11 protein-coding genes are annotated in these 14,559 nt (G+C 66.0%); all 11 read right to left on the reverse strand.

What is annotated here, in order from left to right:
• Positions 1-127: 127 nt before the first annotated feature.
• Positions 128-1,108 carry a DNA-binding protein WhiA gene (whiA, locus tag J7I79_RS05430; RefSeq protein WP_011691931.1) on the reverse strand — a complete coding sequence of 327 codons (981 nt, stop codon included), beginning with the start codon at positions 1,106-1,108 and terminating at the stop codon, positions 128-130.
• Positions 1,109-1,117: 9 nt separating this feature from the next.
• The gene (yvcK, locus tag J7I79_RS05435) at positions 1,118-2,137 is read right to left on the reverse strand and encodes a uridine diphosphate-N-acetylglucosamine-binding protein YvcK (RefSeq protein ID WP_214951174.1); all 1,020 of its coding nucleotides are present in this window, start codon (positions 2,135-2,137) and stop codon (positions 1,118-1,120) included.
• The gene (gene rapZ / locus J7I79_RS05440; RefSeq protein ID WP_104174181.1) at positions 2,137-3,060 is read right to left on the reverse strand and encodes an RNase adapter RapZ; all 924 of its coding nucleotides are present in this window, start codon (positions 3,058-3,060) and stop codon (positions 2,137-2,139) included. Before rapZ ends, yvcK begins: the two co-directional genes overlap by 1 nt.
• Before the next feature lie 68 nt (positions 3,061-3,128).
• Positions 3,129-5,138, reverse strand: coding sequence for an excinuclease ABC subunit UvrC (gene uvrC, locus J7I79_RS05445; RefSeq protein ID WP_214951176.1), 2,010 nt, complete (start codon positions 5,136-5,138; stop codon positions 3,129-3,131).
• 52 nt (positions 5,139-5,190) lie between these two features.
• Entirely contained in the window at positions 5,191-5,859 is a 669-nt protein-coding gene (locus J7I79_RS05450; RefSeq protein ID WP_214951178.1) for a 1-acyl-sn-glycerol-3-phosphate acyltransferase, read from the reverse strand.
• Positions 5,846-6,562 (reverse strand): HAD hydrolase-like protein, encoded by a 717-nt coding sequence (locus tag J7I79_RS05455; RefSeq protein WP_214951180.1) that lies wholly within the window; start codon positions 6,560-6,562, stop codon positions 5,846-5,848. The genes J7I79_RS05450 and J7I79_RS05455 overlap by 14 nt, the downstream gene beginning before the upstream one ends.
• Positions 6,563-6,674: 112 nt before the next feature.
• Entirely contained in the window at positions 6,675-9,602 is a 2,928-nt protein-coding gene (gene uvrA, locus J7I79_RS05460) for an excinuclease ABC subunit UvrA (RefSeq protein ID WP_214951182.1), read from the reverse strand.
• Between the two features lie 45 nt (positions 9,603-9,647).
• Positions 9,648-10,028: a GntR family transcriptional regulator gene (locus tag J7I79_RS05465; protein ID WP_214951184.1), complete on the reverse strand. Its 381-nt coding sequence runs from the start codon at positions 10,026-10,028 to the stop codon at positions 9,648-9,650.
• Entirely contained in the window at positions 10,025-11,920 is a 1,896-nt protein-coding gene (locus tag J7I79_RS05470) for an ABC transporter ATP-binding protein (RefSeq protein WP_214951186.1), read from the reverse strand. The genes J7I79_RS05465 and J7I79_RS05470 overlap by 4 nt, the downstream gene beginning before the upstream one ends.
• Positions 11,917-13,665 carry an ABC transporter ATP-binding protein gene (locus J7I79_RS05475; protein ID WP_214951187.1) on the reverse strand — a complete coding sequence of 583 codons (1,749 nt, stop codon included), beginning with the start codon at positions 13,663-13,665 and terminating at the stop codon, positions 11,917-11,919. Before J7I79_RS05475 ends, J7I79_RS05470 begins: the two co-directional genes overlap by 4 nt.
• A 28-nt stretch (positions 13,666-13,693) precedes the next feature.
• Positions 13,694-14,473: a trans-aconitate 2-methyltransferase gene (locus tag J7I79_RS05480; RefSeq protein WP_214951189.1), complete on the reverse strand. Its 780-nt coding sequence runs from the start codon at positions 14,471-14,473 to the stop codon at positions 13,694-13,696.
• Between the last annotated feature and the right edge of the window lie 86 nt (positions 14,474-14,559).

Raw genomic sequence — 14,559 nt, forward strand, 5'->3', positions numbered from 1 at the left:
ACAGGTCACCCGGAAATCTGTGGGGGACGGAATCCGGCGGGGTCCGGCAGGCCATGGCTCCCAGGGGGCACAACCGCCGAACGCCGCGAGGTATTTCCGTCACCCGGACTCGATTCTAGGGGCGCCGTTACTCGTCCAGCATTTCCGGCGTCACATTGGCCTCGGTCCCGGGAATCCCCAGGTCCAGGGCACGTTTGTCCGCCATTGCCAGCAGCCTGCGGATCCTGCCGGCGATGGCGTCCTTGGTCATGGGCGGATCAGCGAGACGGCCGAGTTCGTCAAGGCTTGCCTGCTTGTGGGCCACGCGGAGCTCACCGGCATATTTGAGGTGATCGGGGACGTCATCGCCGAGGATCTCCAGGGCGCGGTCCACCCTGGCCCCGGCGGCAACCGCGGCCTGGGCAGAGCGGCGCAGGTTGGCGTCGTCGAAGTTGGCCAGCCTGTTGGCGGTAGCGCGCACCTCTTTGCGCATGCGGCGTTCTTCCCACACCATCAGCGCGTCATGGGCACCCATCCGCGTGAGCAGGGCGGCGATGGTGTCCCCGTCCCGGATGACCACCCGGTCCACTCCCCTGACCTCGCGCGCCTTGGCCTGGATGCCGAGCCGGCGGGCGGCGCCCACCAGCGCAAGGGCAGATTCAGGACCGGGGCAGGTCACCTCCATGGCCGAGGACCTCCCCGGCTCGGTCAGGGACCCGTGGGCCAGGAACGCGCCGCGCCATACGGCCTCGGCGTCTGCGGCGGAGCCGTTGACCACCGCCGAAGGCAGGCCCCGGACGGGGCGGCCGCGCGCGTCCAGCAGCCCGGTCTGGCGGGCCAGGGCCTCACCGTCGCGCACCACCCGCACCACGTACCGGTTGCCGCGGCGGAGACCGCCGCCGGAGACCACGATGATCTCGCTCTGGTGGCCGTATACCTCGGCGATGGCGGCACGCAGCCGGCGCGCCGTGGAGGCGAGATCAACCTCGGCCTCAATGACAATCCGGCCCGAGATAATGTGCAGGCCGCCGGCGAAGCGCAGCATTGCGGAGACTTCAGCCTTGCGGACCGAGGACTTCTTTATGTCCAGGCGGGACAGTTCTTCCTTGACTGATGATGTCAGTGCCATGGCACCTTCCTAACTGTTCCCGAAAATATCGTGGTACGCCGTTGCCAGACGCAGGGGGTCGTGGATCGGACGGCGGCTCGACGCCCCTACTTTACCCAACACCACCTCGGCACCGAGCATCCCCGCGGCCTGCTTGAACTCCTCAACGTCCGGTACCGACACCGGGTCCGCAAGCACGACGTCGATGCTGAAGTCGGGCGCGTAGTTTCGCAGCACATGCAGGTGGTCGGCGGCGGACATCCCGGACGTTTCCATGGTGTCCGTGGCTAGGTTCATGGTCAGGCACCGCTTTGCCGGAGTGTCCGACAGCGCCTGGCGCATTTCCGGCAGCAGGAGGTGCGGCAGCACGGACGTGTACCAGGAGCCCGGACCGAGGATGACCCAGTCCGCCAGCTCGATGGCCGTCAGGGCTTCAGTGCAGGCCGGGGCCGACTCCGGCAGGAGCCGGACGCTCTCCAGCGAGCCCGCCACAGCGCATTTGGCCTGGCCCCTGACGGTCTCCAAGGTAAAGCTGCCGGCCGGTCCGGGCACCCGGACATCGCCTTCGATGGTCAGCGGCTCACTGGACATGGGAAGGACCTGCCCGCGGGCGCCCAGGAGGGCGCCGGCCCACTTCAGGCCGCCCACGGTGTCGCCCAGCAGTTCCCAGAGCGTGACGATCAGCAGGTTGCCCATGGCGTGGTCGTCGAGTGAGCCGCCACGGCCTGCCCCGGGCTGGAAGCGGTGCTGCATGACGTCCCGCCAGGTCCGGCCCCAGTCGGTGTCGTCACACAGTGCGGTGAGCGCCATCCGGAGGTCGCCGGGCGGGAGGACGCCGTACTCCTCGCGCAGGCGCCCGGAAGACCCGCCGTCGTCCGCTACGGTGACGATGGCGGTCAGCTCGGAGGTCAGCAGTCTCAGGGCGGACAGCGAAGCTGACAGTCCGTGGCCGCCGCCGAGGGCGACGACGGACGGACCTTTGTCCAGCTGCCCGCCGCCGGTGCCGCTCGCCGGCGGCACAAGGGGCAGCGGCCCGGTAAGCAGCCCCATTATTCGCGGCCCAGGTCCCGATGAGTGGTGGTCACGGTGACGCGGGGGTACTGTGCCAGCTTTTTGGACAGTTCCATGGCGACGGCCACCGAACGGTGCTTGCCACCCGTGCAGCCCACTGCGATGGTGGCATAGTGCTTGTTTTCCCGGCGGTAGCCGTCCAGCACAGGCTCGATGGCCAGCACGTAGCGGTCCACGAAGCTCTTGACCCCTTCTGCTTCGAGGACGTAGTCGCTGACGTCCTTGTCCAGGCCGGTGTGCGGGCGCAACTGCGGAACCCAGTGCGGATTCGGGATGAAGCGGGCATCGACCACAAAGTTCGCGTCCACCGGCAGCCCGTACTTGAAGCCGAAGCTCATGACGTTAAGCCGCAAGGCCACGGGACCGGTTTCGCTGAAGAGCTCCGTGATGGCCGTGGCGAGGGCGTGGACATTGAACTCGGAGGTGTCCAGCACGATATCCGAGGAATCGCGCAGTTCATGCAGCAGCTCCCGCTCCGCGGCGATGCCGTCGAGGATCCTCCCGCCTTCCTGGAGGGGGTGCGGCCTGCGGCCCTGCTCGAAGCGGCGCACCAGGACATCGTCGTTGGCGTCCAGGAATAGGACGCGGAACATCACACCGCTGGCCTCAAGGGTTTTCAGCGCCGTGCGGATGTCCGTGAAGAGCGCCTTGCTGCGGACGTCAACCACCACGGCGAGCTTGGGAATGGACTGCGGTGCGTGGGACACGAGTTCGGCCAAAGTACCGAGCATCTGCGGCGGCAGGTTCTCAACGACGTACCAGCCATGGTCTTCGAGGGCATCCGCGGCGGTACTGCGACCTGCCCCGGACATCCCCGTCACCACGAGCAGTTCCGCTTCAACGGGTTTGACGGGCGTCATGCCGTCCTGTTCCGCTTCGGATCCTGCCGTTGACTCTGCCATGAGTAAAGCCCCATTCCTGCTGTGTAATTCGACGCAACCGCGCGTTCCGCTTCCGGTCCTTACCCTAGCTAAGTTTCAATGATTTCGCCGGTCGTCATATTGATGGCCGGCACGTCCGCACCGTTGGCTGCGCCGCCGTTGCCGAAATGGCTGACGATCGCATCCGCCAGCGACGGTCCGATGCCCTTGGCGGTGGTCAGTTCGGCCGCGCTGGCGGTCCGGATGCTCTTGACGGAGCCGAACTGCGCCAGCAGGGCCTTGCGCTTGGCCTCGCCCAGTCCAGGAACGCCGTCCAGGGCCGAAACGGTCATGGCCTTGCCGCGTTTCTGCCGGTGGAAAGTGATGGCGAAGCGGTGTGCCTCATCGCGGATGCGCTGGAGAAGGTAAAGACCCTCGGAGGTCCGCGGCAGGATCACCGGGAAATCACTGTCCGGCAGCCAGACTTCCTCAAGGCGCTTGGCCAGGCCGACGACGTAGACGTCCTCGATGCCGAGTTCCGCCAGGGCGCGCGACGCGGCGTTGACCTGTGGCTTACCGCCGTCAACCACCACCAGGTTTGGCGGGTACGCGAACTTCGCGCGGGGTGCCGGCGTGGTGGTGTCCTGCACAGAGGCGACCGCAATGGCTTCGAGCGCGGCCTGATGCCCGGGCAGCTGTGCCGCTTCCGCCTGCGCCGACTTCTCCTGCAGGTAATTCCGGAATCGCCGCGTGAGGACGTCGTGCATCGCCGCGGTGTCATCCACGGCCGCCGCGCCGGTGATGGAGAACTTTCGGTAGTCGGACTTCTTGGGAAGACCGTCTTCCACCACCACCATGGACGCCACCACGTTCGTTCCCTGCACGTGGGAGATGTCGAAGCACTCGATGCGGAGCAGCGCCACGGGCAGGTCCAGGGCTTCCTGGAGTTCCTGCAGCGCGAGGGACCGGTTGGTCAGGTCTCCGGCACGGCGCGACTTGTGGAGTTGCAGTGCGTGCTCGGCGTTTTCCCGGACGGTGGACATGAGCGCTGCCTTGTCCCCGCGACGCGGAACCCGGACGTCCACCTTGGCGCCGCGCAGGCCGGAGAGCCACTGCGTCAGTTCGGCAGCGTTGCTCGGCTCTTCAGGTACCAGGACTTCCCGTGGCATCCGGCCCTGGGTGTCGCCCTCCTCGCCGTAGACCTGCTGGAGCAGGTGCTCGACCAGGTCCGGAGTGGTTGAATCCTCGACCTTTTCCACCACCCAGCCGCGCTGGCCCCGGACGCGGCCGCCCCGGACATGGAACACCTGGACGGCTGCCTCCAGCTCGTCCTCGTGCAGGGCGAACACATCGGCGTCGGTGTCCTCGGCCAGGACCACGGCATTGCGTTCGAAGACTTTCCGCAGGGCGATGATGTCGTCCCGGACCCGAGCGGCGCGCTCGTAGTCGAGCTCGGCAACCGCCGCGCCCATGTCCTTTTCCAGCCGTGCGATGAAACGTTTGGCTTCGCCTCCCATGAACGCACAGAAGTCCTCAGCCAGGGCCCGGTGCTCCTCCGGCGTCACCCGGCCAACACACGGTGCCGAGCATTTGTCGATGTAACCGAGCAGGCACGGCCGCCCGCTGGCCTGGGCCCGCTTCAGGACACCTGGACTGCAGCTGCGGACGGGAAAAACGCGCAGCAGGGTGTCCATCGTTTCGCGGATGGCCCCGGCCGTGTACGGGCCAAAGTAACGGGTGCCTTTCCGTCGCTCTCCGCGGAGCACCTGGACCCGCGGGAACTTCTCCCCCATGGTTACGGCAAGGTACGGGTAGGTTTTGTCGTCCCGGAAGACCACATTGAACCGTGGCTTGAATTCCTTGATCCAGGTGTATTCCAGCTGGAGAGACTCCAGTTCGCTCCCGACGACGGTCCACTCCACGCTGCTGGCGGCGTGGACCATGGCGTAGGTCTTGGGCAGCAGGCCCCCGGGGTTGGCGAAGTACGAATTCAGCCGGGACCGCAGGCTCTTGGCCTTGCCGACGTAAATGACGCGGCCGTGCGGATCCCGGAATCGGTACACGCCGGGGTTGGTTGGAATTTCACCGGTTTGGGGTCGGTAACTAGCTGGATCTGCCACGATTCAAGTCTACTGAGGATGCAGGGTGTCCCAGACAGGGGCTCTGCAGCCGCTACTCCGCTGCCTTGCTCTGGTTGTAGCTGGTGGAGCGCTCCTGGCCGCTGAGCTCGGCGATGGCGTCCATGATCCGGTCCGTGACCTGGCGGCGGGCAGGCAGTGAGTGGTCGGGGCCGGTCTTTTCGAAGTACAGCGGCTCGCCCACCTTCATGGTGAAGTGCTGCGGCTTCACGCCGTTCTGGCCTGCCGGCTGGAGGTTTTCGGTACCGATGAGGCCGACGGGAATGACCGGGGCACCGGTGGTCAGCGCAAGCCAGCCGACGCCGGTGCGGCCACGGTACAGGATCCCGTCCCGGGAGCGGGTTCCCTCGGGATAGATCCCGATTCCCTTGCCTGCCTCGAGGATGTCAAGCAGTGTCTTGAGGGCGGCCACGCTGGCCGCCTGCTCGCCGCGTTCCACGGGAATGGAGCCTACTGATTCGAAGAAGGACTTCATGACCTTCCCCTTCACACCGCCAGTGGTGAAGTATTCGGCCTTGGCGAAGAACGCCACCGGCCGGGGCATCAGGGCCTGCACAATCACGCTGTCCAGGAACGACAGGTGGTTGGGCGCGACGATGAAAGGCCCGTCCTTGGGAACGTTCTCCAGCCCGATGACCGTCGGCCGGCAGGTTCCGGAGATCAGCGTGCGGGTGGTCCATCGGATCGCATCAAACAATGCCATCGTCGTGCACCTCACTCATGGCTGCGGTCCGAACGGCGTCCATGTTGTCGATGGCTACCGCGAGGCCCCTGGTGGAGTCCACGATCGCGACGGCGCCGGCCTCGTGGAGCTCGCCGTCGGGAGCAAATCCCCAGCTGACGCCGATGCAGTCAAGGCCGTTGGCCATGGCGCCGGCCACGTCCTGGGCGCGGTCCCCCACCATCACGGCGTGCTGCGTGCGCAGGTCGGACAGCGCAGCCGCCACAATTTCAGTTTTGCCAAGCGGGGCGGTGGCGCCGGCAGCCTCGTCGGCGGCCGAACCCCGAATGAAGCGGAAGGAGCCGGCGATTCCGTGGTGCTCGAGCACAATCTTTGCGAGCCCTTCAGGTTTCTGCGTCGCCACCGCAATGGGGCGTCCTGAGGCGGCGTAGCCCTCTACGAGTTCCCGGATACCCGGATACAGCCGGCTCTGGGCGATGCCGGTTTCAAGGTAGTAGGCCCGGTAGATCCGAATGACCTCGGCAAGCTGTTCAGGCGGAACGCCGGCAATGTTCAGGAGGGAATCGCTGAGTTTCGGGCCGATCATCGCGTCCAGTTGGGCCGGGGCGGGGACCCTGATGCCGAGTTGGGTAAGGGCCGCGGAGATTCCGCCCGTTATTCCCCCCGCCGGATCGACAAGAGTGCCGTCCAGGTCGAAGATCACGGGCACTGTTGAAAGGGTCACCGGCTTAGTTTCTCACGAGGACGCGAATGGCTGAAACTCGCATTCCCTGACAGGAATACTTCTTCCCACCGGATCAGCAAGCTCCAGCCATTCGGGTGCGCCTGGGTCCGGGCTAGGCCAGGATCTCCGCCAGGAACGTTGCCGTGTAGCTCTTGGTGGACTTCGCGACCTGTTCCGGAGTGCCCGTTGCGATGATCTGGCCGCCGCCGGATCCGCCGTCGGGCCCAAGATCCACGATCCAGTCCGCGCTCTTGATGACGTCAAGGTTGTGTTCGATGGTGATCACGGTGTTGCCCTTGTCCACCAGCCCCTGCAGGACCATGAGCAGCTTGCGGATGTCCTCGAAGTGCAGGCCGGTGGTGGGTTCGTCCAAGACGTAGATGCTCCGGCCGTTGGACCGCTTCTGAAGTTCCGCTGCCAGCTTCACGCGCTGCGCCTCGCCGCCGGACAGCGTGGTGGCCGGCTGCCCCAGCCGCACATAGCCCAGACCGACGTCGACGAGCGTTCGCAGGTGGCGCGCAATCGGCGAGAAGGCGGCGAAGAACTCCGCGCCTTCCTCGATGGGCATATTGAGCACGTCCGCGATGGTCTTGCCCTTGTAGTGGACTTCCAGGGTTTCCCGGTTGTACCGCGCACCATGGCAGACCTCGCAGGGCACATAGACGTCCGGCAGGAAGTTCATCTCGATCTTCAGCGTGCCGTCACCGGAACATGCTTCGCAGCGCCCGCCTTTGACGTTGAACGAGAACCGGCCGGGCTGGTAGCCGCGAACCTTGGCCTCGGTGGTCTCGGCGAAGAGCTTCCGGATGTTGTCGAACACGCCGGTGTAGGTGGCCGGGTTGGACCGCGGCGTCCGGCCGATGGGGCTCTGGTCGACGTGTACCACCTTGTCGAGGTGCTCGAGGCCCTGGATCAATTTGTGGCGGCCGGCCACCTGCTTGGCGCCATTGAGCTTGTTGGCCAGCACCTTGTAGAGAATTTCGTTGACCAGGGTGGACTTGCCGGAGCCGCTGACGCCGGTCACAGCCGTCAGCAGTCCCAGCGGGAAGGCGGCATCCACGTTGACGAGGTTGTTTTCCCGGGCGCCGATGACCTTCAGCTCGCGCTTCTTGTCGTACTTGCGCCGCTTCTTGGGGATCTCGATCTTCTTCCGGCCGGAAAGGTAGTCGCCGGTCAGCGATTCGGTGTTTTCCAGGAGCTCCTTGTACGAGCCGGAGTGCACCACCTGGCCACCGTGCTCGCCGGCGCCCGGTCCGATGTCCACAATCCAGTCGGCTTCCTGGATGGTGTCTTCGTCGTGCTCCACCACAATGAGGGTGTTGCCGAGGTCCCGCAGGCGGGTAAGCGTTTCGATCAGCCGGCGGTTGTCGCGCTGGTGCAGGCCGATGGAGGGTTCGTCGAGGACGTAAAGGACGCCGACCAGGCCGGAACCGATCTGCGTTGCCAGTCGGATTCGTTGCGCTTCGCCGCCGGACAGGGTGCCGGAGGGACGCTCCAGGTTCAGGTATTCCAGGCCGACGTCGAGGAGGAAGGTGAGGCGGGCCTGGATTTCCTTGAGGACCTGGTGAGCGATCTGGGCCTCGCGGCCGGTGAGCACCAGGGTGTCCAGGAAGTGGGCGCATTCACGCATCGGCATGGCTGCCACTTCGGCGATGGACTTGCCGTTGATCAGCACCGAGAGCGAGGCCGGGTTCAGGCGGGCGCCATTGCAGGCCGGGCAGGGGATCTGCCGCATGTACTCTTCGTACCGGTCCCTGGCCGAATCCGAATCGGTTTCCAGGTGCTTGCGGTGGACGTACTGGACGACGCCCTCGAAGCCGGTGCTGTACTTGCGCTCCCGGCCGAAGCGGTTGCGGTACTGCACCACCACCTTATGGTCCTTGCCGTGCAGGACGGTCTGCCGGATGTCATTGGGAAGCTTCTGCCACGCCGTCTTCATCGAGAAGTCGAGTTCCTTCGCGAGCCCGGCCAGCAGCCTGTTCCAGTACTCGCTGGTGGCCGTACCCAGCGACCAGGGCGCGATGGCGCCCTCGCCGAGGGAGAGCTCCGGGTTCGGGATGATGAGTTCCTCATCCACTTCCAGCTTGGTGCCGATGCCGCTGCAGGCGGAACAGGCGCCGAAGGGGTTGTTGAACGAGAACGAGCGGGGCTCGATTTCATCGATGGCGAGGGGGTGCTCATTGGGGCAGGCCAGGTGCTCGGAGAATGCCCGGATCCGTTCCGCATCATCCGGTTCGAGGTCGACGAATTCGGCGAGCACGCGGCCTTCAGCCAGACCAAGAGCGGTTTCGACCGAGTCGGTCAGGCGCTGGCTGATGCCTTCCTTGACCACGAGCCGGTCCACCACCACTTCGATGGTGTGCTTGAACTGCTTGCCGAGCTTGGGAGGATCGCTCAGCTGGATGAGGTCCCCGTCCACGCGCGCACGCGAGTAGCCCTTGGCCGTCAGTTCCTTGAAGAGGTCGACGAATTCGCCCTTGCGCCCGCGGACGACGGGAGCGAGGACCTGGAAGCGTGTGCCCGCCGGCAGTTCAAGCAGCTGGTCCACGATCTGCTGCGGCGTCTGCTTCGCCACCTGCTCGCCGCAGATGGGGCAGTGCGGACGGCCAACGCGGGCCCAGAGCAGGCGCATGTAGTCGTAGATCTCGGTGATGGTGCCCACGGTGGAGCGGGGGTTCTTGCTGGTGGACTTCTGGTCGATGGAAACGGCCGGGGACAGGCCCTCGATGAAGTCCACATCCGGCTTGTCCACCTGTCCCAGGAACTGGCGGGCGTACGCGGACAGCGATTCCACGTAGCGGCGCTGGCCCTCCGCGAAGATCGTGTCGAACGCCAGGGATGACTTTCCGGACCCGGACAGTCCCGTGAAAACGATCATGGAGTCCCGCGGCAGGTCCAGGTCCACGTTGCGCAGATTGTGCTCCCGTGCCCCCTTCACCACAAGGCGGGAAAGGTCCGGGCGCGCCGGTTTCCCTTGGTTTAGGGGTACGAGAGCGGAGCGGGCATCAACGGCTGGTTCTTCAGCTACGGCTTTAGGCACCCACTAATGCTAATCGAAAACTTCTTCGAATTTCCATGCCGGCGCCTATTCGGCGTCGTAGGCTGCCGCCAGCAGCTGTACTGCCTCCGCAAAGCTTGCGCCCTGGGCCTTTGCCGCGGTGGCGAAATCAGCAGCAGCCGCAGTCAGCGAGGTCCAAGCCTCGTCCCTGGCGCAGACGGTGGTTCCGTGCCGGCCGCGGGTGGCAACAATCCCTGCCGCTTCCAGCTCCTTGTAGGCGCGGGCCACGGTGTGCGGGGCGACGCCCAGCGCGGTTGCAAGGGCGCGCACGGCGGGCAGGCGCGTGCCGGGGGCCAGGGCGCCGCTGTCCGCCCGTTCGATGATGTTCAGCCGCAACTGTTCAAAGAGCGGGACCGAACTGCCCTGGTTCGGCTTCCAGGTCCCCGGAAACTCATTTACGCCGCTCACTGCCCCGACTCCCCTGCGCGCAGCGCATCTGCCCTACCTGAGAACTGGGCATCATAAAGCCTGCTGTAGTGCCCGTTGGCTGCCAGCAACTGTTGGTGGTTCCCGTGTTCGACGATTCGTCCGTGGTCCATGACGAGAATTAGATCAGCGTCCCGCACCGTGGACAAACGGTGGGCAATCACGAAGCTCGTCCTGCCCTGCCGCAGCCGCTGCATCGCCTGCCGGATCTGCACTTCAGTGCGCGTATCCACAGAACTTGTCGCCTCATCCAGGACGAGGATGCTGCGGCCCGCGAGCTGGGCCCTGGCGATGGTGATCAGCTGCCGCTGCCCCTGGCTGAGGGAGTCGCCGTCGTTGCCCAATAGTGTGCCGTAGCCGTCAGGGAGGGCGCGCACGAAGTGGTCCACGTGCGTGGCTTCCGCGGCGGAGAGAACGTCTGTGTCGCTAGCGCCGGGCCGCCCGTACTCGATGTTCTCCCTGATGGAGCCGGTGAACACCCAGGCGTCCTGCAGCACCATGCCGATCATGGAACGCAGCTCGTCACGGCCGCGCCCTGCGATGTCCACGCCGTCGACGGTGATCCGGCCGGAATCGAGCTCATAGAACCGCATGAGCAGGTTCACCATGGTGGTTTTACCGGCCCCGGTATGCCCGACGATGGCCACGGTCTGCCCGGGCTCAGCGGTAAAGGACAGCTCCCTGACCACGGGCGGACCGCTGTTGTAGCCGAAGGTGACGGCGTCGAACACCACTCGGCCGCCGGTAACTGCTGCCCCCTCCGCGCCGGCCGGCTCCCTTCCGGCCAGCTCCTTCCCGGCCTGCTCCGTGCCGGCCTGCTCTGCGCCGTCGTGCTCTGTGCCGTCGCGCGGAATTTCCGCTGCATCCAGGAGGGCGAACACACGTTCAGCCGACGCGACGCAGGACTGCATCAGGGTCAGCATCCCGCCAATCTGCCCGATCGGCTGGCTGAAGAGCCTGCTGAACTGGATGAAGGCCTGGACCCCGCCGATGGTCATGGCACCGGCGGTGACCTGCAGCGCGCCCACCACGGCCACGGCAATGTAGTTGAGGTTGGACACGAAAACCAGGAGCGGCTGGACAGCGCCGGAAACGTACTGGGCGCGCGCGCTGGTCCGGGAGAGCCTGTCGTTGCTGGTGGTGAACACCTCGGTGGCCATGCCCTGCCGCCCGAAGGCCTTGAGCACCTCGTGGCCCGTGATGTACTCCTCGAGGTGTGCGTTGAGTTCGCCCGTGGTGCTCCACTGCTCGGAAAAATGCGCCTGGGACTTCCGGGCGACGAGGACAGTGACCACCGTCGAAAACGGCACAGTCACCAAGGCAATGACCGCCAGGAGCGGGGAGAGCCACAGCATCATGGCGAGGGCGCCCAGCAGCATGAGCACCGATAGGATCAGCTGGTTCAGCAGCTGGTTCAGTGCCTGGGAGATGTTGTCGACGTCGTTGGTGGCCCGGCTGAGGACGTCCCCGCGCCGCTGCTCGTCAAAATGCGCGGACGGCAGCCGGTGCAGTTTGTCCTCCACGGAGGCCCGCAGCCGGTAGCTCACGTGTTGCACGGCGGTGGCGGTGACAACTCCCTGTACCCAGCTGAAGAGAGAAGCGCCGATGTACATCACCGCCACGAGCAGCAGCAGGGTGGCAAGTTTCTGTTCGTTGAAGGTCCCTCCAAAAACACCATCAACCACGACGTCGGTTGCGTCGCCCAGCAGCTTGGGGGCCGACACGTTGAGCGCCACAAACGCGCAGGTGGCGGCAACGGCACCGAGCATCCTCCGCCTTACGGGGCCCAGCAGTCCCAGAAGGCGCCTGCTGGTGGCCCAGGCGGCACCCGGGGCGGCGACCGCCGTCGTCGTTGTGGGTTCGGCTGCGGTCATACCCTGCCTCCGAGCGCAAGCTGTGACGCGGCAATTTCCTGGTAGACCGTCGACGTACGCATCAGTTCGCTGTGCGTGCCCTGGGCGACGAGCCTGCCCTTGTCCAGCACCAGGATAAGGCCTGCGTCGAGGATCGTCGCGATGCGTTCGGCCACGATGATCACCGTGGACCGGCGGGTGAGCGGGGTAAGCGCCTCGCGGAGGCGGGCGTCCGTTGCATGGTCCAGCGCTGAGAGGCTGTCGTCAAACAGGTACACCGGGGCGTCGCGAAGCAGTGCGCGGGCGATGCACAGCCGCTGGCGCTGGCCGCCGGAAAAATTCGTTCCACCCTGGCTCACCGGGGTGTGGAGACCGTGGGGCAGGTCGCGCACAAAGTCCTCCGCTTGGGCGGTGCGGAGCGCGCGGAGCAGGTCGTCGTCGCTGGCGTCAGGCGCCGCAATCCGCAGGTTCTCGGCAACAGTACCGGAGAAGAGGTAGGCGCGCTGGGGCACCAGCGACAGGCTGTTCCGCAGGAAATGAAGCGGAAGTGATTTCACATTGTGGCCGCCGATCAAGACCTCCCCCGACGTGGCGTCCAGGAAACGGGGCAGCAGGTTGAGCATTGTCGACTTTCCGCTGCCCGTCGAGCCGATGATGGCGGTGAACGTGCCCGGCGACGCAGTGAAGCTGATGCGGTCCAGGACCGGCGCCTCCGCCCCGGGGTAGGCAAAGGTGACGTCGCGGAATTCCACTGTGCCGCCTGCGGTGCGCTGTGCGTGCGGCAGCCCGGCCCGCGAGATCGCCGGATCGGCTATGGCGGGGCGGGTGTCCAGCACCGCCTGGATCCGTTCTGCGCAGGCCGCCGCGCGGGGAGCCGTCATCAGGACGTACATGGCCATCATGATCGCAATGAGGATCTGCAGGATGTAGGCGATGAAGGCCGTCAGCGCGCCAAGCTTCATGTCCCCGGCCTGGATTCTGTGGCCGCCGAACCACACCACCGCCACCGACGACAGGTTCACCACGATCATGATCAGCGGCAGCATCCCGGCCACCAGCAGCGCGGACTGCAGGTTGTTGCGGGTCAGCTCACGGTTAACGACGGCGAAGCGGCGCGCTTCGTGCGCCTGGCGGACGAACGCCCGGATGACATTGGCCCCGATGATCTGCTCCCGCAGCACCCTGCTGATGCGGTCGATCAGGACCTGGCCCTCCCGGTAGAGGGGCACGAGCCGGCGCACGATCAGGTACATGATGACCACCAGCACGGGCACGATGGCCACCACGATGCCTGAGAGGACCACATCCTGGTTCAGGGCCAGGACGATGCCGCCGATGCCCATGGCAGGCGCCGCCACGAGCATGGTGAAGACCAGCACGGCCAGCGCCTGGATCTGCTGGACGTCGTTGGTGGCCCGTGTCACCAGGCTGGGCACGCCGAAGGATCCCACCTCCTGGGAGGACAGCGACTGGACCTTCGCGAAGAGCTCCTGGCGCAGCTGGCGGCCGAGCTTCATGGCCACATTGGCACTGAAGTACCCGGCAGAGAGGGCCGCGGCAACCTGGACGGCGGCAATGCCCGCCATCCATCCGCCCAGCCGAAGGATGAGGTCCGTTTTCCCCAAGACGATTCCGTCGTCGATGATGGCGGCATTGAGGGTGGGCAGGAGGAGGTTGGCCGTGGTCTGCAGGAGCTGCAGGATCACGATGGCCAGGACCGCCGGCTTATGCGCGGCGAGCAGCCGCATCATCATGCCTGCGAGCATCGCACCTCCCTCCGCCGCGACGGCATGGTCAGCCCCGTTTCCGCGCGACTGCGAAAATCCTCCGGAACGGAAAAACAGTGCCGTGCGCAGTGGCAGGGTAGGCGTCGTTGAGCAGCGCCGAATACTCCGCCTCGAATTCCGCGGCGTCCGCCGGCGGGAGCGCTGACAGCACAGGCCGCAGTCCGGCCCCCCTGACCCACTGCAGGACCGGATCCGGTCCGTGCAGAACCTGCTGGTAGGTGGTTTCCCAGGCATCCGCGTCGCAGCCGGCGTCGAGCATGATGTTGAGGTATTCGGCGGGTTCAGCGACGGCGTCATCGTGCCGCAGGACGCCGTCGAGGGCGTCCTTCCAGCGGCCGGACTCCGCGAGTTGCCGCATCAGCACATGCGACGGCGAACCGAAGTTCCCCGGAACCTGCAGGGCGAACCAAGCGCCGGGCCTGAGGGCCTCCAGCCAGCCCGCCAGCAGTGCCGGGTGGCCGGGGACCCACTGCAGGGCCGCGTTGGTCACCACCACGTCGGTCCGGTCCGACGGCATCCACCGGGCGATGTCCGTCAGTGCGAAGGAGAGGTTGGCCGACCCCGCAGCGTGGGTTTCCGCCTTCTGCAGCATTTCGGCGGACGAGTCGATCCCCAGCACTTCGGCGCCGGGCCAGCGCTCCGCGAGGGTCGCCGTGAGATTGCCGGGCCCGCAGCCGAGGTCCACCACATGGCGCGGATGGTCCGCGTGGACACGCGCGGTGAGGTCAAAATATGGCCGGTCGCGGTGGTTTCCGAACTCCACATACTTAGCGGGATCCCATTTCAAGGATGTCCTCCAATGGCTCGAGCGGTTGCCGTCAGGCCGAGCCTAGTCCGGGCCGGCCCCGCGACCAAGGACGAACCACCCATTGG

The sequence above is a fragment of the Arthrobacter sp. ISL-69 genome, from assembly GCF_018613775.1.
Lineage (GTDB): Bacteria > Actinomycetota > Actinomycetes > Actinomycetales > Micrococcaceae > Arthrobacter.

Bases quoted from the DNA above. Each gene is read 5' to 3' on its own strand.
- whiA (WP_011691931.1), bottom strand. From the start codon at position 1,108: ATGGCACTGACATCATCAGTCAAGGAAGAACTGTCCCGCCTGGACATA.
- yvcK (WP_214951174.1), bottom strand. From the start codon at position 2,137: ATGGGGCTGCTTACCGGGCCGCTGCCCCTTGTGCCGCCGGCGAGCGGC.
- rapZ (WP_104174181.1), bottom strand. From the start codon at position 3,060: ATGGCAGAGTCAACGGCAGGATCCGAAGCGGAACAGGACGGCATGACG.
- J7I79_RS05450 (WP_214951178.1), bottom strand. From the start codon at position 5,859: ATGGCATTGTTTGATGCGATCCGATGGACCACCCGCACGCTGATCTCC.
- J7I79_RS05470 (WP_214951186.1), bottom strand. From the start codon at position 11,920: ATGACCGCAGCCGAACCCACAACGACGACGGCGGTCGCCGCCCCGGGT.
- J7I79_RS05475 (WP_214951187.1), bottom strand. From the start codon at position 13,665: ATGCTCGCAGGCATGATGATGCGGCTGCTCGCCGCGCATAAGCCGGCG.